Genomic DNA, 22409 nt, shown 5'->3' with positions numbered 1-22409 from the left:
ATTAAAGGAGTAACACCATGAAATTACAACACTCTCTGCTTGCCATGGCGATGGCTACTGCGTCGGTAAATAGCTTTGCTGACGCACCACAACCTGAACGTCACGTGCAGCAGTTTTTACAGGCGCTGAACAGCAGCGGCGGCAAACCGATTGAGCAACTGTCACCGCAGGCGGCGCGCCAGGTCCTGATTGATGCGCAGAAGGGCGTAACGCTGCCGCCGGCCGACGTCACTGAAAAAACCATTCAGGTAAACGGCCAGCCCATTAAGCTGAATATCGTAAAACCGCAGGGCGCACAGGGTACGCTGCCGGTATTTATGTTCTTCCACGGCGGCGGCTGGATCCTCGGTGATTTCCCGACCCACGAACGTCTGGTGCGCGATCTGGTGGTGGAATCTGGCGCTGCGGCTGTGTTTGTGAACTATACGCCGTCACCCGAAGCGCATTATCCGCTGGCCATCAATCAGGCTTATGCGGCGACACGCTGGGTGGCGGAACACGGTAGCGAGATTGGTGTCGATGGTAAGCGCCTGGCGCTGGTTGGTAACAGCGTCGGCGGTAACATGGTGGCGGCGGTCGCGCTGCAGGCTAAACAGCAGCAAACGCCAGCGATTCGTTATGACATCATGCTGTGGCCGGTAACCGATGCGCGCTTTGATACCGCTTCGTATCACCAGTTTGCCAACGGATATTTCCTGTCGCGTAACATGATGAAATGGTTCTGGGACGCCTACACCACCAAACAGAGCGAGCGCGACAATATTCTCGCTTCGCCGCTGCGCGCCACAAAAGAGCAGCTGCAGGGCTTACCGCCAACGCTGATTCAGACGGCAGAACTGGATGTGCTGCGTGATGAGGGTGAAGCCTTTGGTCGCAAACTGGACGCCGCCGGTGTGGATGTCACCGTGACGCGTTATAACGGTCTGATTCATGACTACGGTCTGCTCAATCCGCTGAGCGAGGTGCCGGCAGTCCGCACTGCGATTCGCCAGGCGGCGGAAGAGCTGAAAACCCATCTGCAGTAAGCTTCAGGCCAGGCGCGGCGGCGTCTGGCCCGTTTATTTATCCTCGCGTCACTTCCACTTCATCTCACCGGTATTCACCTTCGCGCTCAGCTCCAGCGAGCTGACATCCGCTAAGGTTGGCCACGCCTGTTTCATCGCCTGAATCACCGCCGCGGAGCCTTTGTGCTGTTGCAGCGCCCGCTCAAAACTTTGCAGATAATCCAGCGTAAAGGTGACCGCCTTATCGCCCGCCGGACGCGCACCCAGATAGTGGCCGGGGATCACCACCTGCGGCTTCAACTGCTGCATTTCTCGCAATACCTGACGCCACTCTGCGCGGCTGGCTGCGGTCTGGGTGTCCGCGGTCCAGACGTGAATGCCGGAATCCACCACTGTGCCACCGAGTATTGCCTTACTGGAGGGAATCCACACGTAGGCTGATTTTTCTGCCGCGTGGCGCAGTTCAATGCGCTCACCATCGACGCTAAACCGCGTCTGGTGGGTAATCTGCGGCACATACAGCTGGTGCGGCGCAGCGCCGTTCATCTGCGGTCCCCAGTACTGCAGCTTGGCATCTTTGGTCGCTTCGATATGTTCCACTACCAGCGGCGAGGCGACAATTTTGGCCTGCGGGAACGCCCGCACCAGCGGCTCAAGACCGAAGTAGAAATCCGGATCGCCCGAGGTGATCACGATGTGGGTCAGCTGCTTGCCGCGCGCTTTAATCAGTTCCACCAGCTTCTCGCCATCCTTGGGGCTGAACTGCGCATCAAACAGAATCGCTTCATGCGGACCGGAGACCAGCGTCGACGAGACCGGAAAAACTCCCTGATCCTTTGGGTTATACACGTCTAACTGCAACGGAGCGGCAAAAGCCGGCGCGGCGGCTAAGGTGACCAGCAGCGCGAGTGATTTCATCTTCATGGCATCTTCCTTTTTACGGCAACGTGCCGTCACTGAAAGACGCTATTGTAAGCAAATCGCCAGCTGGCAGAATTCCCGCAATCAGATATGATCAGTTGCATAAAACGATCAGATGGAGCCTGCATGGACAGAGTGACGGCAGCGCGGGTGTTTAACCGGATTTGTGAGCTGGGAAGCCTGAGCGCGGCGGCGCGCGCGCTGGATATTTCGCGCCCGATGGTCAGTCGCTATCTTGATGAAATGGAGAAGTGGGCAGGCGCACGCCTGCTGCACCGTTCTTCACGTCGGCTGACCATTACCCCGGCGGGTGAGCAGATTTTGCATAAGACACGCGCGCTGGCCCGGCTGGCCGACGAGATTGAACAGCAGGGCGATGAGGGCAAACCGCAGGGCACGTTGCGCGTGGCCTGTGCACATTCAACCGCCACCCACATTCTTGGGCCGATGATTCCGGCGTTCCTTGCGCGTTACCCGGCGGTACGTATTGAGCTGGAGATCAATAATCAGCCGGTCAGCCTGGTGGGCGAGCGCATCGATGTGGCTATTCGCATTACCGACGATCCGGAGCCAGGCGCGATTGCCCGCAGGCTGGGTGAATGTGCCTCGGTAGTCTGCGCTGCGCCGGCCTATTTAACGCAGCAGGGCGAACCGCAGACGCCAGCGGATCTGGCACAACATAATTGCCTGCACTACAGCCGCTTTGCCGGGCAGCGCTGGCAGTTTCACGATGCGCAAGGCGAGGCGGTTTCCGTGGTGGTGAGCGGCAATTTCAGCGCCGGTATTTCATCCGTGTTATGTGATGCCGCTATCGCCGGCTGTGGGGTTGCCATGGTGCCGGCAATGGAGGCACAGGCTGCGCTGACCAGCGGTCAGTTACGTTGCGTACTGCCCGGTTTTCAACCGCGCACCTTAGGCATTTATGGCCTGTATATGTCGCGCGAACGACAGCCTGCGGTATTACGGGTATTTCTGGATGCGGTGATGCAGCAGTTGCAAAACCTCTGAATCATCACTGTGACAACGTCACTGGTGCCTGTCACGCGCTGTATGTGTTACGTAACAGCGTTTCGACCACCAGAACCGTGGCGTGAAGCGACAAATCTACCGCACAACTGCTACTATGCGCCGCGCCGCGGCAGTTGAGCAGCGCGCCGGATTCCACTTTCACTCATTTTTACCTGCTTAACGGCATGGGGTAGCACCGTAATGTTTCACGATTTAGGCATCATTAATCTCTGGACTTTCCTGGCGGGCGCGCTGGTGATCATTCTATTACCCGGACCCAACAGCCTGTATGTGCTGCGCACCGGGATGAGTCGAGGGGCAAAGCCGGCCTGTCAGGCGATAGCCGGGGTGATGGCGGGCGATTTGATTTTGATTTTCCTCGCCTGGGCGGGCGTCGCGACGCTGATCCGTACCAGTCCGCATATTTTTATGGTGGTGCGTTATCTTGGTGCCATGTTCCTGCTGTATCTCGGCGTGAAGATTATCATCGGCGCGCTGCGCAAACGCAGCGGCGATAAACCGGCTGAAGCGGTAAAACAGGAAAACTATTTCCTGCGTGCGCTGCTGCTTGGCGTAACCAATCCCAAGGCGATTCTGTTTTACGTTTCGTTCTTCATTCAGTTTATCGATCCGCGCGTAACCCATACCGCGCCGGCGTTTGCCACCCTGGGTGCGCTGATTCAGGTGATCAGTTTCAGCTACTATTCCCTGTTGCTGGTGGCTGGCGCGGTGATGGTGCGCTATCTGCGCAGCCGCACCCGCCTGGTCAAGCTGGCGAACATGCTGACCGGCATGCTGTTTTTTGGCTTCGCCGTGCGGTTAGTCAGCGCGCAAAGCTAACCCTTCTGACGCACGCCACGGCAGCAACGCCGCCTCCGCAGGCTGCACCCTAAAATGGCAACGCGATGATGCAGGCAATGCGCACAGCTTGTGCGCATTGCCTGCATCAGTATGACTGCCGCATCCATAAGTATTCCATCTTGTATCCCAGACCGTATCCTATCTGGTCCGGCGCATAACGGCCGCGCACATCACGCTATTCTGGCACGCAAACTGCACTCCTCCCGGTAGCCAATTAACCCGGGAGAACGATCATGTTTGATGCACTGCTGGATGAAGATGCCACCCAGCTGGCGGCGCGGGTGCGCGACGGCGAGGTTTCCGCGCGCGAGTTAACCCAGGCGACGCTGGATCGCCTGGAACAGCGTGAGCCGCTGATTCAGGCGTTTTGTACCCTGACGCCGGAGCGGGCGCTGGCACAGGCAGAGCAGATCGACCGCCGTCGTGCGCGCGGCGAGCCGCTGGGCGCACTGGCGGGCGTGCCGCTGGCGGTAAAAGATTTGATCTGTACCGCCGGTGTGCGAACCACGTCAGGATCGGCCGCCTACGCCGATTTTATTCCCGAAGAAGATGACATCACCGTTGAGCGCCTGCTGGCGGCGGATGCCATCCTGCTGGGCAAGACCACCGCGCCGGAATTTGGCTACAGCGGTGTCGGCCATAATCCCCTGTTTCCCTCACCGCGTAATCCCTGGGATGTGAGCAAAACGCCGGGTGGATCGAGCGCGGGTTCCGGCGCGGCGCTGGCGGCGCGGCTGTGTCCGATTGCGCTCGGCAGTGATGGCGGAGGATCGGTACGTATCCCGGCGGCCCACTGCGGTGTCTATGGACTCAAGGCCTCGATGGGGCGGGTACCGCTGTGGCCGGGCTGCCGCGATGAGCGTTATCCTGGCGTTTCCAGCTGGGAATCGCTTGAACATATCGGTCCGATGACGCGTAGCGTGCGCGACAGCGCGCTGATGATGTCGGTGATGGCCGGTCCGGACATGCGCGATCGGCACTCCATCCCATGCAGCGATGTTGACTGGCTGGCCAGTCTGGATCGGCCACTGCAAGGGTTGCGCATCGCTTTCAGCGCCGACTTTGGCTATATCGCCGTCGATGCGGAAGTGCGCGCCGTGGTCACCGCGGCCGCGCGTCGTCTCGCTGCGGCGCTGGGCGCAGAGCTGGAGGAGGTGGATCCCGGCATCGCTGACGAAAGCGCCAGCTTTGCTGCGCTGGTGGCGTTCGAAAGCGATCTGAGCGGCATGCGCCAGATGCAGAACCAACTGGGAACAGCGATGTCACCGCACCTGAGTGCCATGCTGCAGCGCGACTGGCGCGCGGAGCATTTCACCGACGCTAACACCACGCGCAAAAAGCTCTGCAACCAGCTGTGGCGCTTTATGCAGCGCTACGATCTGCTGCTGTCGCCGACGCTGGCGGTGCCGCCGTTTGCGCTGCACATGCAGGGCCCGGAAGTCATTGATGGCCGCATGGTGCGCAGCGATCACTGGCTGTCGTTCTGCTTCCCGTTCAATTTTACCGGTCAGCCTGCCGCCTCGGTGCCTGCCGGCTTCACGGCCAGTGGTCTGCCGATCGGTATGCAAATTGTGGGTCGTCATCTGGACGATGGCCTGGTGCTGGCGGCCAGTGCCGCTTTTGAGCGCATCCAACCATGGAATCATCACTATCCTGCTGCTATTGGAGTTCTCCATGAGTAACAAATCTTCCCCTGCGCTGGAGCAGGAGTTCGAGCATGAGCCGGTGCCGCTTAGCCATCGCCACTCGACGGGTTCGGTGTCGGCGGTGTGGTTTGGCTTTCCGATGATCCTCACCAATGCGCTGTTCGGCGGCATTATCACCTGGCACCTTGGCTTCTGGCCGGCACTGCTGGCGATTTTGCTGGGTAACCTGGTGCTGTTTGCCTATGTCGGCGCACTTAGCTGGTTCGCCGGACATACCGGTATGAACTTCGCGCTGCAGGCGAAGCGGACCTTTGGCACCAAAGGCTATATTCTGGTGTCCGGCTTTCTTTCTACCGTGGTGATAGGCTGGTACGCCTTCCAGACCGGCCTGACCGGGACGGTGATCAACCAGACTTTTGGCTGGAACGCGCTGGCGGTCACCGCATTTGCCATGGTGCTGTATACCGGCGTCACCTTTCTCGGGGTGCGGGCGCTTTCGGTGCTGGGAATGATTGCCGCACCGCTGTTTGTGGTGCTGGGGCTGGTTGCGCTGTGGCTGGTGAGCAAGGATCATGATTTCACCACGCTGACCCAGTGGCAGGGCAGTCCGGCAGCCGCTGGCGCCATGAGCATGGGCACGGCGGTCACCATGGTGATTGCCGGCTTTGCGGATTCCGGCACCATGACAGCGGATTTTACCCGCTGGTCGAAGGACGGCAAATCAGCGGTGATCGCCGCGTTTTCCGCGTTCCCGCTGGCGAATGTGATTTCCTATCTGTTTGGCGTGGTGATTGTCGCCGTCGGCGCGGCGGTCGATCCGCTCAGCAACGGCGGTAACTTCCTGCCGCTGCTGATGGGGCATGGCATGCTGCTCTCCGTTATTGCCTTTCTGTTTGTGTTTATCAACCTCGGTTCGGTGTGCACGCACTGCCTGTATAACGGCGCGGTCGGTTTCAGCCATCTGTTCAGCAGCAAAATGCGCCTGTGGACGCTGATCCTCGGGGCCATCGGTGGCGTGCTGGCGCTGGCCGGCGTGTGGTCCTGGTTCCTTGAATGGCTCAGCCTGCTCGGCATGGTGGTGCCGCCGTTTGGCGCAGTGATGATTGTTGACCTGATCTTTATGGCGAAAATCAGCGAACAGCGTCAAACCCGGCGCCTGCGCGGCAGCGCGTTCGCCGCCTGGGCCATTGGCAGCCTGTGTGCGGTGATGGCCCACCTCGAATTCCCGCAGTTTGGTGAAGCGGTTATCGGGCTGGTCACCGCGGCACTGAGCTATACGCTGATCGTGAAATGGAAACCGGAAAGTAGCACGGCGGTAATGGAGAAAAGCAATGCCTGATTATATCGTTGATTCAACCCCCTATCCGTGGCCGTTTGACGGCAACTGCACGGTGCAAAACACCGCGCTGCTGGTGATTGATATGCAAACCGACTTCTGCGGCAAGGGCGGCTATGTTGACACTATGGGTTACGACATCTCCCTGACGCGCGCCCCCATCAAACCGCTGCAGCAGGTGTTAGCGCGCATGCGCGACTCCGGCTTCCCGATCATCCATACCCGTGAAGGCCATCGTCCGGACCTGAGCGATCTGCCGGCCAACAAGCGCTGGCGATCGCGGCGGATGCAGGCGGAGATTGGTGCACCAGGGCCCTGTGGCCGCATTCTGGTGCGCGGTGAGCCAGGCTGGGAAATCATTCCCGAGCTGGCGCCGCTACCGGATGAAGTGATTATTGATAAACCCGGCAAAGGCTCTTTTTACGCCACCGACCTTGAGCTGATTCTGCACAGTCGCGGTATCCGCAACTTAATCATCAGCGGCATCACCACCGACGTTTGCGTGCATACCACACTGCGCGAAGCCAACGATCGCGGCTTTGAATGTCTGGTGCTGAGCGACTGCTGCGCGGCGACGGAGTTGAAGCATCATCAGGCGGCGCTCAGCATGATTCATATGCAGGGCGGTATATTCGGCGCAGTGGCGGACTCTGCAACGCTGCTGGCCGCGCTGAACAGCCCGGCAGCTGCGCGGGTGAGCTAATCCGGCAACGGACGCGAACGGCGGGCTGGCCAGGCGTTGAGGTGCCGGGCCAGCCACAACCGAACACCAACCCTGAACGGGCGTGATGATGCAGTCTGACCGGCCTCCGCCGGTCATGGCCAACCTCAGCCGACGTTGCCGGCAATCGTCAGATAGTCGGTATACATTTGCGGTGCGCCGGAGAACGAGGCCATGGTGCGCCATTCATCATACATACGCTCGCTCTCCTGATGGTTTTTCACAAACGTCAGCGATTTTTCGGTTGAGACGTCCATCGCCGGATGGAAGCTGTTGAGCGAGTCGAGGCTCTCGATCACCAGCATCACCGCATACTGCTCACTTCGATTACCGCCGGTGCCCTTCAGCATGTGAAACTTCCAGCCGGGATAGTCATCAATGCGCGCGACGTTCTCAATCATAAAGCGATCGAAGTCGGCAGCCGTCACGCCCGCGCGTAGCGCCAGATGATGAAAACCGACCACGCGTGCCACCTTAGGGTGAGCATCGGGCTGAAAGTTTGGGCCGGGCGGCAGTGAACTGTGGCGGTTTTCTGCCAGCAGCGAGAAGGTGGAGAAGAGCGTTGGTAACTCCCCATAGGTGGCAAAGTTTTTCCACTCCTCAAGCAGCGCGCACGCCTCGGGCCGTTGTTGCCAGAAGGCGATGGCCTCAGCCGTGAGTTCGCCAGCCGGTGTGATATAGCGGTCATAGTCTGCCTGGCTGGGAGCCTGATACAGCATCAGGTATTGTTCCTGGCGTTCGCCACGCAGGCCTTTTAACAGCGACCATTGCCAGCCCGGATAAGCAGGAATCTGCGTGCCGCGCGCCTTGAGAAAGGCTTCGAAGGTCGCTGCATTAACGCCTTTCTTCAGATTGAGCCCGACGTAGTGCAGGCTGAACACCGGTTGCGTTGAGGTTGTCATAGAAACTCCTTGTGAATATGACAGGGCAGAGGCGCTATTTCGCTGCCAGAGCGAAACGCGCCGCGAAAGTCACCAGCAGCAACATCACGATGCCGGCGCTGAGCGTGGTGGTCAGGGACGTGAGCTGGGCGCTAAAGCCAATCAGCGCCGGGCCCAGCAGTAGCCCGGAGTAACCGCACAGCGTGACGGCCGGTATGGCGTAATGCGCGGCGACATTGCGCTGGTTACCCGCCGCGTTGAATAAAATCGGCACGATATTGGCCAGACCAATACCCACCAGCACGAAGCCGAGCAGGGCGCTCCACAGCCAGACGGAGAAAATCGCTAATGCCAGCCCCCCGCTGGCGACGAGACCGCCCCAGGTGAGCACGCGGCGACTGCCATAGTGATTAATCAGCCGATCGCCAAACAGGCGCAGCGTAGCGACAGCCGTGGCGTACAGCGTGAAGCTGAAACCGGCCAGCTGCATCGACATGGCGCGTTCACTGTTCATAAACACCGCTGACCAGTCGAGCATGGCGCCTTCGGTGAGGGACAGCAGGAAACACAGCAGGGCAATCAGCACCACGTTACGGTGCGTCAGGGCGCGCAGCGTACCGCGCGTTGGTTTTGCATCCGTGCGACGACGGGGCAACAGGGCGGTATGGCTCATCAGCAGCAGCAATACAATCAACGCACACAGCGGCAGCAGCGCCAGCAGGGGCGCAACCTGCAGCCACAGCAACAGACTCACCGCGCCGGCGCCAGCAATGCTGCCAAGACTGTAAAAGCCGTGAAAGCCCGACATCTTGCTGATCCCGGCCTCGCGCTCCACGATCACCGCCTGATAATTCATGCTGACATCCATCAGTCCGTTGATCGCGCCGAAGAGCAACAGCGCGCCCGCCATTGGCAGCGGTGAGTTCAGCAGCATCAGCAGCGGCAGATTCAGGGCCAGTCCGGCACCGCACAGCAGCAGCAGCGTGCGACAGCCAAAATGGGCAATCAGCGCGCCGGTAAAGGGCATAACTGACATGGAGCCTGCGGCGATACAGAACAGCAGCAGCCCCAGCATGCCGTCATTGATCGCCAGTTGCGCTTTGGCGAAGGGAATAAGCGGCGCCCAGGCGGCCATGCCCAGTCCGGCGATAAAAAATAGCGTGCGCGTCGCGCGCTGCTGGCGCAGGTTAAGCAGATTACTGGTCATCATCACATCCCGGTGTAGTACGGCGTTTCATTGCCTGGCCTTCTCCATGGTCGGGCTACAGGTACACTGCAGCCTGTGCAGAGGCCCATAAAAACGTAATTAATATTTAACAGTAACAAGACTTGTCCTGGAAATGACGTAGCGTGTTCAGGTGGCTGTATTCAGTAGATTTTATTTATGGCATACACGGAAGGCATTTTAAAAAAGCGCGATGTGGGATGGGAGCGGTAATGACGGGTAAAGTCAACGATGACAAGAATTACTTTAATGAACTGAAATATATGGTAATTATCCTGAGGTAATACAAGCATCTCGCGCACTGTGTAGCGGTGCAACTTATTGCGCGATAAATCGCACCGCTATCTACCTGGATGAATTACCTGCACATTGCTTAACTTAACAGCAGCGTTTATGTTCTTAATCGGCAATTAAAAATATAAATATAGTTAATGATTACTCAGCGTATTTAACAACCTGCAACCGTCAGCGCCAGGTCTCTTCACTTACTCATCCAGCTGTAAATAGCAGACACGCAGGCGGTGCCCGTCCGGGTCCAGCGCGGTAAAGGTGTAGCCAAAGTCCATGCGCACCGGTGACTGAATGATGGTGATTTCGCGCAGCACGCCCCATTCGTGATAAAGAAAATCGACATCGTCTTTGCGCGCGGTTTTAAATACAATTTCGCTACGCGCCGCACTGGCGGGCAGGGAGAGCGCGGGTTCAACGGTATACTGCGACCAGATACCCAGTTTAAAGCCGCTCTCAAACACAAACATGGCAAAGGTCGGGCTGAGTTCTGCGGGTTTGATGTCGAACAGCGCGGCATAAAAGTCAGCACTTTTCACGACGTTGGGCACATAAATAATGGTCATGTTAGCGGTAAGCATGGTGATCTCCTTGTGTGTTTACCGCTGCATAGTAGGGGGAGGCTGTGACAGATTTTGTCAGGAGTCGATGGGTTAACTGATTATTTTCAGATCGGCTTTACGGTGCTTTTTCTGTTCCTGATAGAAATTTTCATGGGGTCCGATATCCAGCAGATACAGTTCCAGTTTATTTTCCACCCAGCTATAGCCCAACAGCGTCAGGCGGTTATTCAGCTGAAATTTGTGCACGCGTAAAAAGTTTAAGTCACCTCTTTTAAGCTCACCGATTTCAGGCGCATCAACAATCCTGTCGATCTCATCCTCGACGATGGCACGCTGTGTATCGGGCAATTTATCGAGCGTTTTTTCAAAGCGGCGTGTTTGATAAACCTCAATGCTATTTTGTGGTTTTGGATCGGGGTGTTCGGCGGACATACGGCGAAACCTTCTGATTATCGACTTCAGCCTGGGCGATCAATACTTCAGCGATGAAGCTATACGGTAAGTCCGGATTATCCTCAGCAATCCGACCGATTTTAGCCCAATGCTCAATCTGCTTTGGAATGCTGCGGCTGGCGGCTTCAGCGTGAATTTTTACGTCGCTCACGAAGTCATCGTCTAAACGAATACTTGTGGCCATGAATATTACCTCGCGGATGAAAGCGGTGATGGACTGACTGTTGTAATGTTGAGTTGCGATTACTGCTGCACGCGGCCAAGTATGCGACATTTTGTCGCTTATAGCAACGTTATGTCGCTACCGCGTCGCGCTGTCCACCGGGTGACGTAAATGGTGATAATCCCGCCAGCGTTTCAGCAACTGGTGACGCGTGCCGGGATAGAGTTCGCTGGTGACGCTGATCGCTTCAATGCGATCGACGCGGAAATTGCGAAACTCCTGGCGCAGTTCGCACCAGCCGCACAGCAGGCGCACGCGTTCAAAGTAGCCAATCACCACCGGCCAGATGGTGCGCGTGGAGAGGTTATCCTGTAGATCTTTGTAGCGCAGGTTGATCTTGCTGCGCTGATGGATCGCCTGGCGAATCTGCGGCAGATGGGTTTCGAACAACGCTTCGCCCAGGGAGGCGATCAGCAGCGACTGGTGATCGATACTCTGCGTAAGATGGGGCGGAATCACAGCCTGGACTTTGGCCAGCGCATGGCGCGCGGCGGACTTAAGCTCATCGTCAGTGTGTCGGGTGACCCAGTTGAGCCCGAGCACCAGCGCATCAATCTCCTGCCGGGAAAACATCAGCGGCGGCAAATGGCCGTCGGATTTCAGTAAATAGCCAACGCCCGCGCTGCCCTCAATCTCCACGCCCTGCTGCTGCAAACTAAGAATGTCACGATAGACGGTGCGCACGCTGATGTGCAGCTGTTCGGCGAGACGCTGCGCCGTCAGCGGATAGCGATGACAGCGCAGCAATTGCAGCAGTTCGGGAAGCCGCTGAGTTTTAGACATGATACGCCAGCCTTAAGCGAAGAACGCGCGCCGCCAGGATTCAGGCGCGCAACAGTTGGCTTAATGTAGCCAAATCCGCCGTGCTTTGCAGCTCGCTGATAGCCAGTAATTGCTGCTGGCGCGCCGGCACTTCATGGCGCAGCGCCTGACGCAGTTTGGCCGCCACATCTACGCCATCCGCCAGCGACTGCTGCCGCGTGCGGCGCTGCTGCAGCTGACGACCCTCTTTCAGCGTCAGCGTGACGAGATGAAAACGCCGCGCCGGGTTGAGCGCATCGGGCGGCGCGGACGCATCCGGCGTGCGACGCACTTTGGCCGCCAGCGGCATCACCGCCGGATTAAGCGCACCTTCGGCAAAATCTTCCAGCCGCAAATCGTCATACATCAGCATGGCGGCAATCACGTATTCCAGGCTAAAGCGTGCTTCGATGCCGTTAGCCGGCACGCGAACTGCCGCCGCGATATCGCCACCCGGCGGGAAGGCGACCGTGATGTCATCAATATTTTCCAGCAGCGAGTCCAGCGAGTGACCTTCCGCCAGCCAGGCGCGCCGCAGCAGTCGTGCCGCTTCGGCAGCGCTGTGAGTTCCGGCGCAGGTGGGAAAGGGTTTGAACTCCAGACCGGGGGTACTGATGCGCCACGGCGCGCCCCAGTTTTCCACCAGCCGTTGCGGCTGCGCCTCGCCGTTACTGCTGGCGGCGAGAAACGCGTCGATCACGCCTTCATGCCGGCCATCGAATTTCGCCAGCGTCAGCTGCGCCGCCATCACCGCACGCTCTGCCGCCAGTCCGGCGTGCAGCGGCTTCACCGCCGAACCAAACTGAGCGCGCAGTCCGCTGGCCTGGGTCGCCGCGATGCCGATCAGCGTGGCGCAGTCGGTTGCATTAAGCTGCAGCAGGCGTGCCAGCGCGGCCGCCGCCGCCAGCGTGCCCAGCGTGGCCGTGTTGTGATAACCCAGCGCATAGTGCTGCTGGCTGGCGGCCAGTCCCAGCCGGCCAGCCACTTCCACGCCGATGATATAAGCATCAAGGAACGCTTCGGCAGTGGCGGGCTGCTGCTGCTGCCAGGCAAACAGCGCGGGCAGAATCGCCACGCTGGGATGGCCGCGAAAATCGGCATGGAAATCATCGTAATCCAGCGCATGACCGGCATAGCCCAGCAGTAACGCCTGTGAGCGTACGCTGCCGTCGCCATAAACCTGACGCAGCGCCGGTAAACCGCTGTCCGGCACCTGCTGCTGTAACACCGGCCAGCTCACAGCCAGAAAATCCTGCACGCCAGTGCGCGCGGCATCACGTGCCGCCGCATCCGGCTGGCTTTGCAGGATGCGCTCAGCCAGCGCGTGGCTCAGGTTCATGCCCGCTCCAGACTGCGCAGCGCCGCCACGGCGAGCTGCGCGAGGTAGCGTGAGGTGGGCAGCAACACCGCATCATTGATGCGAAAAGCCGGATGGTGCAGCGCATAAGGTTCGCCAGTGCCGATCATCACAAAGGCGCCGGGCAGTTGTTGCTGATAAAAAGCAAAATCTTCGCCGATCGGGCTGGCTTCCACCACGCGCGCTTCAAGTCCGCTGGCGGTGGCCTGCTGCAGAGCAAAATCCGCCCAGTGCGCATCATTCACCACCGCAGGCGGACCGGCGTGCCAGTTAAACTCAACCTCGGCGGCAAAAGCCGCACCCAGGCCGAGCACGATTTCGCGGAAGCGCTGCTCCAGTCGCTCACGCGTGGACTGAGAGAAGGTGCGCACCGTGCCTTCCAGCCAGGCGCTGTCCGGAATGACGTTCCAGGTGCTGCCGCTGTGCAGCTGGGTGATCGACACCACCGCGTTGTCAGCGGAGGGGGCGTTACGGCTAATCAGCGTTTGCGCCGCGGAGACAATCTGTGCCGCGATAACGATCGGATCGTTGCCCTGATGCGGTTTGGCGGCATGGCTGCCGGTGCCGGTGATGCGGATATCGAAGCGATCCACCGCCGCGGTCAGCGCACCGGCTTTGCTACCCACCACGCCAGGCGGCAGCGACGGATCGTTATGAATGCCGAAAATCGCCACCGCCTCCTGCAGCGCGCCGGTGGCGATGACATCCGGCGCGCCCTGGCCGGTCTCTTCGGCGGCCTGGAACAGAATCCGCACGCGGCCGGGCAGCGTTGCCTCCTGCTGCTTAAGCAGAATCGCCGCGCCGAGTGCAGCGGAAGCGTGAAAATCGTGGCCGCAGGCATGCATCACGCCGGGACGCTCCGAACGAAAAGTGACGTCCGACTGCTCCTCAATCGGCAGCGCATCAATATCCGAACGCAGCACAATCAGCGGTCCCTGTGCCGGGCCGACTTCCGCCACCAGACCGGTTTTCAGTGGCAAATCAACGATGCGAATCTGGTGCTGTTCCAGCTGCTGGCGCAGGCGGGCGGTAGTTTCAAACTCCTGATTAGAGAGTTCCGGAAAACGGTGCAGTTCGTGGCGAAAGGCGATCAACTGCTCGCCCAGCGCTGTTTCATTCAGTTGGCTCATGCCTGGCTTCCTTGTGATGCCGCCTGGCGCGTCAGCCAGGCATCGTGCGCGGTTTCATCCAGCACTTTTTTCATATATTGCGTGATGTGGCCTTTGCCGAGATCAGTGGTGTGCATGAGCACAAATCCGCGCTTGCGATACATCTCAATCAGCCACGGATGGCTGATGGCGGTACCGAGCGAAACTGCCGGTGAGCGTAACTGGCCGCGTAAAATTTCCTGCTCCAGCCGATCCTGAACCTGGCGGCCAAACTGCTGCCCCGCGTAGTCCGGGTGAGCGCCAAACCAGCCGATATGCGGCAGGCCGAACGGACCCGGCAGCGGGCCCCATGGATAACGCACGGTGACCGAGGAGACCATCACGCCCTGGGCATACAGCGCATATACGCCGTGGCTTTGCAGATGCCGCAGCGTTTTCTCGCGGTCAGCGGTGGCCGCATCAAATTTGATCCCCAGCGCCAGCGTGGGCGCATAGGCGGCATGCATCAGCGCCTGATAAGTGTCCACTTCGTCTTCTGTGACCTGACGAAACTCAAGTGTCATAGCTATCCCCGGAAAACCGCCCGGCGGGCGATAAAGAAAGAAGGCTCAGAGTAGCAGTAAAGCGCTGACGGGCTATATGTGAAATCCGGATAAGCTAATGCAAATTTGTGAAAATGAAATGGCGGCTTTTTCATTGCACAAATCGCCATTTACCGTAGTATGCATAAAATACATAGCGCTATAACTATTTCGCATTAATCCTCTGAAATATAACAATTTTGTTATGGCGTTTTTCCTAATCAGGGTGACAACGTGTTAGCGATTAAATCTCCGCGTGCCTACGCACACGAACCGGGACTGCGTGCGCGCACCGGTGAATTCATTAAACCTTATGCTACGCATATCCGTATCTTCACCTCTCCGCGCGCCTGGCAGGCGGTTAATCCGCAATTAACGCAAAGTCTGGAAACCTGTGGTATTCGCTGGGAAATCGAGTATTTGCATGGCGAATGCACCGATGCGGCCATTGATACGCTAAAAAGCAATCTGCAACAGCAGCAGGCTGAACTACTGCTGGCAATTGGCGGCGGGCGCGTACTGGATGCGGCTAAAGCGGTCGGCAGCCAGTTACCGGAAATCACCGTCGTCAATTTCGCCACCGTCGCGGCGACCTGTGCCGCCTGGTCGCCGGTGGCGATTATTTATGACGCGCAGGGCGGCCACGTGCGCAGCCAGCCGCTGGGCAAAATGCCTGAACTGGTACTGGTAGACAGCGAAGTGATTGCGCAAAGTGACGTGCGTTACCTCAAAGCGGGCATTGTCGACGCGCTGGCTAAATACTACGAGTTCTCTCCTTATCTGCGGCACAACCCCCACGATCTCGCCCTCGATCTTAAAGTGATGACCGCGGAGCGCGCGCTGGATGTCTATCGCCAGCACGGTGCCACCGCCGTGCTGGCCAACCAGCAACAGCAGGTGACGCCGGAACTGGTGAAGGTGATCGATGCCAGTATTGTGCTGGCCGGCCTGGCCAACAGCGTGCGTGATGTGCTGCCAACGCCAGGCTTTGCCCATGCGATTCATAACCGTCTGACCCATCAGCCGGAGCTGCACCACTGGCTGCACGGTGAAAAAGTCGGTTACAGCCTGCTGGTGCAGTCGCTGATTGAGCACGACGGTGAGCCGGACGCTGCGCTGCTGGCGCTGCTGCGGCAATATGATATGCCGCTGACCTTAGCGCCGCTGCACGGCGATCGTCGCGCAGCCATCAGAAGCATTGCTGAACAGATCAAATTCCCGGCGGCCAGCGCCGAACGTCTGCCGTTCCGCATCAGCGCGGATGCCTTAGAGCAGGCGCTGCTGGCGACCGAGAACGCCTTTTAATTGTTATTGACCCTTTTATTGACCAGGAAAAAATATGGCTACTTCATCTTCACGCCGCATCCGTTTAGGGCTGTTTGTGCAACCGGTTGGACAGCACGTGAGCGGCTGGCGGCTGACGGAAAATCTGGGCGATCCGACGGATATTGACTGGCTGATCACCATCGCGAAAAAAGCCGAAGCCGGTAAGTTTGATCTGTTCTTCGTGGGTGATGCACTGGCGACCAGCATGTATCGTCTGCCTTCCACCATGGCGCGTCTGGAGCCGTTAACGCTGCTGTCGGCGCTGGCGGTCAACACCAAACGTATTGGCCTGGCGGCGACCGCCTCGACCACCTTCAGCGACCCGTTCACCATGGCGCGCAGCTTCTCGTCGCTGGACCACATTAGCCGCGGCCGCGCAGCCTGGAACGTGGTGACGTCGTTCTCTACCGATGTGGCGCGTAACTTCAGCCGCAGCGATATGCCTAATCATGCGGAGCGCTACGCGCGCGCGCGTGAATTCCTTGATGTCACCTATAAGCTGTGGGACGGCTGGCAGGCGGGGGCGGTGCAGCCCAACAAAGAGACCGGTCAGTACTTCATTGATGACAAAATTCAGCCGATTAACCACGTCGGCGAGCACTTCCAGGTGCAGGGCCCGCTGAACATTACCCGCTCACCGCAGGGGCGTCCGGTGATTATCGAAGCCGGTTCTTCCAGCGATGGGCAGAAGCTGGCGGCAGAGACCGCCGAGGTGATTTTCACCGCCTCGGCCAGCCTGGAAGAAGCACAGAGCTTCTACCGTTCGCAGAAAGATCAGGTGATTGCCGCCGGACGCAATCCGGATCACGTGGTGATCATGCCTGGCGTGATGCCGATTGTGGGGCGCACGCGCGAAGAGGCCAAAGCGCTGTGGAAAGAGCTCAACACGCTGGTTGATATAGACAACGGTCTGCGTCAGCTCTCGCTGCGCTTCAATATGGATCTGAGCCAGTATCCGCTCGACGGTCCGGTGCCGGAAGTGCCGCTGGGTGAAGGCAACCAGAGCCGTGTGAAACTGATGACCGACATGGCGAAACGTGAAAATCTGACGCTGCGCGAACTGGCCGCGGTAGCCGCCGGATCGCGTGGTCACCGGGTAATCGTCGGTACCGCGCAGGATATTGCCGATGACTTTGAGCTGTGGCTCAACGAGGGCGGCGCCGATGGTTTCAACATCATGCCGGCGATCATGTCCGAGCAGCTTGATTTGTTTGTGGAGCTGGTGATTCCGGAACTGCGCCGTCGCGGTCTGTTCCGCGAAGAGTACGAGTTCGCCACGCTGCGTGAAAACCTCGGCCTGCCGGTGGTGTGAGAGACAGACAGGAGCGGAACATGATCACCCTATCGAAGCGCGTACAGTCTGTGTCGCTCTCGGCTAACGCGGCGGCACGCCAGCTGACGCGCCAGCTAAAAGAGCAGGGCGTGGATATTCTTGACCTCACCACCGGTGAGCCGGATTTTGATACGCCCGCGCACATCCGTGCCGCCGCCAGCGCCGCGATGGATGGCGGTGAAACCCGTTATACGCCGACCAATGGCACCACCGCGCTGCGTAAAGCAGTGCAGGCCAAACTGGCGCGCGAGAACCAGCTGCAGTACGCGCTGGGTCAAATCTGTATCGCCAACGGCGCAAAGCAAATTATCTTCAACGCGTTTGCCGCGACGCTAAACGACGGCGACGAGGTGATTGTGCCCACGCCATACTGGCCAACCTTCCCGGACAGTGTGCGCTTCAACGGCGGCGAGGCGGTGCTGCTGTCTTGTCCGCTTGAGCAGCAGTACAAGCTGCAACCGGCGCAGCTGGCGCAGGCAATCACTGAGAAAAGCCGCTGGCTGGTACTGAACAATCCCGGCAATCCCTCTGGCATGGTGTACAGCGCACAGGAGTTGCAGGCCCTGGCGACGGTGCTGCGCGATCATCCCAATGTGCTGATTATGCTGGATGAGTTGTACGAACATATCCTGTTTGACGATCGTCAGCACGTTAGCCTGCTGCAGGTGGCACCGGATCTGGCTGAACGCGTTTTGCTGGTGGGAGGCGTGTCGAAAACTTATGCCATGAGCGGCTGGCGCATTGGCTTTGCTGCCGGACCGCAGCCGCTGATTGATGCCATGGTAGTGGTGCAGTCGCAGAACAGTTCTGGTGCCAGCGCCATCAGCCAGGCGGCGGCGGTTGCGGCCTTTAACGGTGGGCTCGATTTTCTGCCCCCGCAGCGCGCCGCGTATCAGGCGCGACGCGATGTCATTGTGCAGCAGTTGCAGCAGGTGGCCGGCATTGAAGTGCTGCAACCTCAGGGCGCATTTTTTGTCTTTTGTCGCTGTGCTGGTCTGCTGGGCAAAACCCGGCCTGACGGCGCCGTACTGGATGACGAACAGGATGTGCTGAATTATCTGCTGGAGAGCGGTGTGTCCGGCGTGGCGGGCAGTGCTTACGGCCTGTCGCCGTATTTCCGTTTGTCGATCGCCACGGATATCGATAGCGTGCAGGAGGCGGGTAAACGTATTGCGCGCGCCTGTGCAGCGTTAATCTGACGGGCGGGTGTGGGAAGGCGTAATGGCCTGATCACCTCGCGGCACACTGTATGAAAGGAATGCATGAAAGGATTGCATGAAAGCATTTAGGGTGCCGCGATACAGGGGCGGTGATGCGGCAATTAGCCGGTTCCGCCCCGATTTCCTGCGACTGGATTAAATCAGAAAATCATCCAGCGAACCGCCAGCGTCAATCGCTGACTTTATCGGCGAGGGAGTACGACCCTGACCGGTCCAGAATTTCTCATTACCCTGTTCGTCGGTAAATTTATACTTCGCCGGACGCGGTGCACGTTTTGCTTTGCTCTTCGTTTCACCCTGGTTTAATTGCGCCAGTTCATTAATTGTAATGCCGTCTTTGCGCAGCATCTCTTTATATAACGCCAGCTTCTCTTCTTTTTCGCGCTGTGCAGCACTCTCTGCAGCCGTCTCTTCGCGGCGTTCGGCGACCACCACGGCAAACTTCTCCAGCATTTCGTTTAATACCGCAACCTCAATATTACGTGCTTCAGCACGCAGCGTACGAAGATTGTTCAATGCCTTGAGTGCATCGCTCATGTATAAACCCTTATTACTGATACCACTGATTTGAAAACGTGCATTCTACGGCAATTTTATTCAAATGGAAATATTCACCCGCCGACAGATTTGTCCGGAAATATGCCCCGACCTGTACAGTTTTTGATTGGGCGTAAAGATTTTTGTCTCTTCATTGATTACGCATAAACATGTTAGCGGCGGATTTAATATTACCAGCCACCTACGTTAAGCCGTTCATTTAACATCGCGGCATCTCACACAATATACGTCACGGCGATTTACAGCTTAATAAATGGCGCCATGTTAACAACGCAGCGATTGCTGCAGGATTAAAAGCATAACTGGTCCACCTTAGCGCAGAAAAGGAAACTTTATAAACACCTTTCCTATCGGCAGCGTAATTATAAATCAATGGCGGTGACCGGGTACGAAGCTGGTACATGCGTGGTGTTCAGATGCCAGATCAGGATGCAGGCACAGCCGTTCAGGCGGGGAGGCCGTAGGTCACGCACCGGTTGACTCAGATTAAGGATGATTTCAGGCGTGATAGTTTCCTGTAAAGCAGCCTCAGGGCCGTTACTCCCTGAAGCATAAGTTTTTTTCACAGTGTAAAGGCGTCAGAAAGGCCGTAACAATTTCTTGCAATGTTAATCTTAATGCGTATATTTCTCATTTGCTTTCTTAACCATATGCTCACCACAAAATAACGATAAGCCGATTGAGGAATATTATGTCTTGCAAAGAGATGCGCGTCAGGGACGCAGGTCTTGCGCCGCAGCGCGCGCTGCGCCTGTCACTGCTGGCAGTGCTGGTTGCCTCGGGTGTCGCTCAGGCGGCCGATACGCAAAACAGTGAGGCCACCCTGACCGTTGATGCCAGCGCCAGCGCGGAAGCGCAGCAGGCGCAGGCCGCAGCGGATTACAGCGTACCGGTGACGCGGGCCGGCACCAAAATGGCGCTGACCGCACGTGATATTCCCCAGTCGGTCACCATCGTCAGCAAGCAGCGCATGCAGGATCAACAGCTGCAGTCGCTGAACGACGTACTGAGCAACACCACCGGCATCCACGGTGTGGCCGCCGATATGGACCGCATCAATTACTATTCGCGCGGTTTTCTGATTGATAATTACATGACCGACGGCATTCCGACCGCGTTTGCCCAGCGCTGGAACCTCGGTGATGCGCAGACCGATACCGCGCTGTACGAACGCGTCGAAGTGGTGCGTGGCGCAACGGGCCTGCTGACCGGACCGGGCAATCCTTCTGCTGCCATCAACATGGTGCGTAAACATGCCGACAGCAAAGAGTTTACCGGTAGCCTTGAAGCTGGCTATGGCAGCTGGAATAAGCAGCGTTACGTCGCCGATCTTTCTGCACCGCTGTCACCGGAAGGCAACGTGCGCGGTCGCCTGGTTGCCGGCTATGAAGACAAAAACAGCTTCATTGAACGCTACGGCGCCGATAAGAAGTTTATCTACGGCGTGGTCGACGCTGACGTGACGGACGCCACCAGACTGTCTGTTGGTTATGAATTCAGCCAGGTGAACACGGATTCACCGATGTGGGGCGGTGCGCCGCGCTGGTACACCGACGGCACGCAGATCCACTCCCGTCGCGGCTATAACACCGCGCCAGAATGGGCTTACAACAACAAAGAAAATAAAAAGGTCTTTGTTAACCTGCAGCAGAATTTCGATAACGGCTGGAACATCACCCTTAACGGCACGCATAACGAGATGTTCCTCGACAGCAAGCAGCTGTATCTCGACGGTTACTTCGATAAAACCACTGGCGCAGGCGTCTCTGGCTATGCCGGCTATCCGGTGGTGGGCGGAACCGGCTACAACACCGGCAAACGTAAGGTGGATGCGGTCGATGCCTTCGCCAGCGGTCCTTATGAACTGCTGGGTCGCCAGCATGAGCTGATGGTCGGGGTGAACTACAGCCGTCAGGACAACAAATATTACAGCGCCTGGGCCAACATTTCGTCAGCCGAGCTGGGCAACTTTAATCAGTTCAACGGTGATTTCCCGGAAACCGACTGGAATCCGCGTGAACCTGCGGCCGACACCCAGCTGGTGCGGCAGAAGTCAGCATATCTCGCGACGCGCATCAATCTGGCCGATCCGCTGCACCTGATTGTCGGGGCGCGCTACACCAACTGGAACCGCCAGACGCTGACGGCAGAGATGGAGAAAAACAACATCACGCCGTACGGTGGGGTAATTTGGGACTTCTACGATAACTGGTCTGCCTACGCCAGCTACACTTCGGTGTTCCAGCCGCAGGATTATCAGGATGCGTCAGGCGCTTATCTCTCGCCGGTGATTGGCAAAAACTACGAAGCCGGCGTGAAGTCTGACTGGTTCAACAGCCGTCTGACCACCTCGGTATCGATCTTCCGCACCGAACTGGATAACGTCGGTCAGAGCACCGGACAGACCAATGCGCAGACCGGTAACACCATTTACGTGGCGAAGAAGGGCGTGGTAAGTCGTGGCGTCGAGTTTGAGGTGAATGGGGCGCTGACCGATAACTGGCAGATGACCTTCGGCGGGACTTCGTATGTGGCGGAAGACGCCAACGGCGATCGCTATAATTCACAGCTGCCGCGCACGTCGTTTAACCTGTTCACCAGCTATCGCCTGCCGATGCTGGACCAGCTGACGCTGGGCGGCGGGGTGAACTGGCAGGCAGGAACTTACGCGGATATCAGTGGCCCGGATGGCAATGGCACCTGGCGCACCCGTCAGGGCAGCTATGCGCTGGTGGATCTGTTCGCGCGCTACGACGTGACCAAAAACCTCAGCCTGCAGGCCAACCTGAATAACCTGTTCGACAAAGAGTACGACGAAAACGTTGACAGCACCGGCATCGTCTACGGCGAACCGCGCAATTTTATGCTGTCCGCGAAATACCGTTTCTGATCATTAAGCCCGTGCCCAAAGCGGCACTTAACGTTCCCTCTCCCGGGGAACAGGCCGCACCTGACGTCCCCTCTCCCGCGTGCGGGAGAGGGTTAGGGTGAGGG

Annotated in this window: 22 protein-coding genes; 10 read left to right on the top strand and 12 right to left on the bottom strand. The window is 58.2% G+C overall.

Going from position 1 to position 22409, the window contains the following annotated elements; all coding sequences use genetic code 11:
- Window positions 1-44 precede the first annotated feature (44 nt).
- Window positions 45-1025, top strand: coding sequence for an alpha/beta hydrolase (locus CBW22_RS17525; RefSeq protein ID WP_369974302.1), 981 nt, complete (start codon window positions 45-47; stop codon window positions 1023-1025).
- Window positions 1026-1073: 48 nt separating this feature from the next.
- Here the strand turns inward: CBW22_RS17525 and CBW22_RS17520 are convergent, their stop codons facing one another.
- Complete coding sequence (locus tag CBW22_RS17520) at window positions 1074-1928, bottom strand: Vmh family MBL fold metallo-hydrolase (RefSeq protein ID WP_088517336.1); 855 nt, start codon at window positions 1926-1928, stop codon at window positions 1074-1076.
- Window positions 1929-2051: 123 nt separating this feature from the next.
- On the opposite strand from CBW22_RS17520, the gene CBW22_RS17515 reads away from it, so the two are divergent.
- Window positions 2052-2933, top strand: a complete 882-nt coding sequence (locus tag CBW22_RS17515; RefSeq protein ID WP_088517335.1) for a LysR family transcriptional regulator — start codon at window positions 2052-2054, stop codon at window positions 2931-2933.
- Between the two features lie 31 nt (window positions 2934-2964).
- Here the strand turns inward: CBW22_RS17515 and CBW22_RS26800 are convergent, their stop codons facing one another.
- Window positions 2965-3096 carry a hypothetical protein gene (locus tag CBW22_RS26800; protein ID WP_254919531.1) on the bottom strand — a complete coding sequence of 44 codons (132 nt, stop codon included), beginning with the start codon at window positions 3094-3096 and terminating at the stop codon, window positions 2965-2967.
- Between the two features lie 38 nt (window positions 3097-3134).
- Here CBW22_RS26800 and leuE point away from each other — a divergent pair, with 38 nt between their 5' ends.
- The 4 genes from leuE (at window position 3135) to biuH (ending at window position 7479) form a co-directional block, all read left to right on the top strand.
- Window positions 3135-3773 carry a leucine efflux protein LeuE gene (gene leuE / locus CBW22_RS17510; RefSeq protein ID WP_088517334.1) on the top strand — a complete coding sequence of 213 codons (639 nt, stop codon included), beginning with the start codon at window positions 3135-3137 and terminating at the stop codon, window positions 3771-3773.
- Between the two features lie 254 nt (window positions 3774-4027).
- Window positions 4028-5476 carry an amidase gene (locus CBW22_RS17505; protein WP_088517333.1) on the top strand — a complete coding sequence of 483 codons (1449 nt, stop codon included), beginning with the start codon at window positions 4028-4030 and terminating at the stop codon, window positions 5474-5476.
- Window positions 5469-6779, top strand: coding sequence for a purine-cytosine permease family protein (locus CBW22_RS17500; RefSeq protein ID WP_021509019.1), 1311 nt, complete (start codon window positions 5469-5471; stop codon window positions 6777-6779). The genes CBW22_RS17505 and CBW22_RS17500 overlap by 8 nt, the downstream gene beginning before the upstream one ends.
- The gene (gene biuH, locus CBW22_RS17495; RefSeq protein ID WP_088517332.1) at window positions 6772-7479 is read left to right on the top strand and encodes a biuret amidohydrolase; all 708 of its coding nucleotides are present in this window, start codon (window positions 6772-6774) and stop codon (window positions 7477-7479) included. Before CBW22_RS17500 ends, biuH begins: the two co-directional genes overlap by 8 nt.
- Before the next feature lie 125 nt (window positions 7480-7604).
- Here biuH and CBW22_RS17490 read toward each other — a convergent pair whose 3' ends face one another.
- The 9 genes from CBW22_RS17490 to CBW22_RS17450 all read right to left on the bottom strand — a co-directional run bounded on the left by CBW22_RS17490 (window position 7605) and on the right by CBW22_RS17450 (window position 14960).
- The gene (locus CBW22_RS17490; protein WP_088517331.1) at window positions 7605-8399 is read right to left on the bottom strand and encodes a hypothetical protein; all 795 of its coding nucleotides are present in this window, start codon (window positions 8397-8399) and stop codon (window positions 7605-7607) included.
- Window positions 8400-8433: 34 nt separating this feature from the next.
- Window positions 8434-9585, bottom strand: coding sequence for an MFS transporter (locus CBW22_RS17485; RefSeq protein WP_217899531.1), 1152 nt, complete (start codon window positions 9583-9585; stop codon window positions 8434-8436).
- A gap of 503 nt (window positions 9586-10088) precedes the next feature.
- The gene (locus tag CBW22_RS17480; protein ID WP_058759086.1) at window positions 10089-10472 is read right to left on the bottom strand and encodes a VOC family protein; all 384 of its coding nucleotides are present in this window, start codon (window positions 10470-10472) and stop codon (window positions 10089-10091) included.
- A 72-nt stretch (window positions 10473-10544) separates the two neighbouring features.
- The gene (locus CBW22_RS17475; RefSeq protein ID WP_021313439.1) at window positions 10545-10886 is read right to left on the bottom strand and encodes a type II toxin-antitoxin system RelE/ParE family toxin; all 342 of its coding nucleotides are present in this window, start codon (window positions 10884-10886) and stop codon (window positions 10545-10547) included.
- Entirely contained in the window at window positions 10849-11091 is a 243-nt protein-coding gene (locus tag CBW22_RS17470) for a ParD-like family protein (RefSeq protein ID WP_071813632.1), read from the bottom strand. Before CBW22_RS17470 ends, CBW22_RS17475 begins: the two co-directional genes overlap by 38 nt.
- Window positions 11092-11208: 117 nt before the next feature.
- Window positions 11209-11913, bottom strand: a complete 705-nt coding sequence (locus tag CBW22_RS17465; protein WP_088517329.1) for a helix-turn-helix transcriptional regulator — start codon at window positions 11911-11913, stop codon at window positions 11209-11211.
- Between the two features lie 40 nt (window positions 11914-11953).
- Window positions 11954-13270 (bottom strand): MmgE/PrpD family protein, encoded by a 1317-nt coding sequence (locus tag CBW22_RS17460; protein WP_088517328.1) that lies wholly within the window; start codon window positions 13268-13270, stop codon window positions 11954-11956.
- A complete protein-coding gene (locus tag CBW22_RS17455) occupies window positions 13267-14418 on the bottom strand; it encodes an amidohydrolase (protein WP_088517327.1) in 1152 nt (383 codons plus the stop codon). The genes CBW22_RS17460 and CBW22_RS17455 overlap by 4 nt, the downstream gene beginning before the upstream one ends.
- A complete protein-coding gene (locus CBW22_RS17450) occupies window positions 14415-14960 on the bottom strand; it encodes a GNAT family N-acetyltransferase (protein ID WP_088517326.1) in 546 nt (181 codons plus the stop codon). The genes CBW22_RS17455 and CBW22_RS17450 overlap by 4 nt, the downstream gene beginning before the upstream one ends.
- 252 nt (window positions 14961-15212) lie before the next feature.
- Between CBW22_RS17450 and CBW22_RS17445 the strand changes: the two genes are divergently transcribed.
- The 3 genes from CBW22_RS17445 to CBW22_RS17435 are packed head-to-tail and all read left to right on the top strand — an operon-like array spanning window position 15213 to window position 18836.
- Window positions 15213-16283: an iron-containing alcohol dehydrogenase family protein gene (locus CBW22_RS17445; RefSeq protein WP_088517325.1), complete on the top strand. Its 1071-nt coding sequence runs from the start codon at window positions 15213-15215 to the stop codon at window positions 16281-16283.
- A 34-nt stretch (window positions 16284-16317) separates the two neighbouring features.
- On the top strand, window positions 16318-17616 hold the full coding sequence (locus tag CBW22_RS17440; RefSeq protein WP_058770255.1) for an LLM class flavin-dependent oxidoreductase: 1299 nt from the start codon (window positions 16318-16320) through the stop codon (window positions 17614-17616).
- Window positions 17617-17636: 20 nt separating this feature from the next.
- Window positions 17637-18836: an aminotransferase class I/II-fold pyridoxal phosphate-dependent enzyme gene (locus CBW22_RS17435; RefSeq protein ID WP_088517324.1), complete on the top strand. Its 1200-nt coding sequence runs from the start codon at window positions 17637-17639 to the stop codon at window positions 18834-18836.
- A gap of 156 nt (window positions 18837-18992) precedes the next feature.
- On the opposite strand, the gene CBW22_RS17430 is transcribed toward CBW22_RS17435, so the two are convergent.
- Complete coding sequence (locus CBW22_RS17430) at window positions 18993-19394, bottom strand: H-NS family histone-like protein (protein ID WP_021509031.1); 402 nt, start codon at window positions 19392-19394, stop codon at window positions 18993-18995.
- Between the two features lie 712 nt (window positions 19395-20106).
- Here CBW22_RS17430 and fhuE point away from each other — a divergent pair.
- Window positions 20107-22305 carry a ferric-rhodotorulic acid/ferric-coprogen receptor FhuE gene (fhuE, locus tag CBW22_RS17425; RefSeq protein WP_088517323.1) on the top strand — a complete coding sequence of 733 codons (2199 nt, stop codon included), beginning with the start codon at window positions 20107-20109 and terminating at the stop codon, window positions 22303-22305.
- The last annotated feature ends 104 nt before the right edge of the window (window positions 22306-22409 follow it).

Source organism: Pantoea sp. VS1, from assembly GCF_002207995.1.
Classification (GTDB): Bacteria; Pseudomonadota; Gammaproteobacteria; order Enterobacterales; family Enterobacteriaceae; genus Pantoea; species Pantoea dispersa.
Note: the sequence above shows the minus strand (reverse complement) of the source record. Positions and strands in the feature narration are given on the sequence as shown.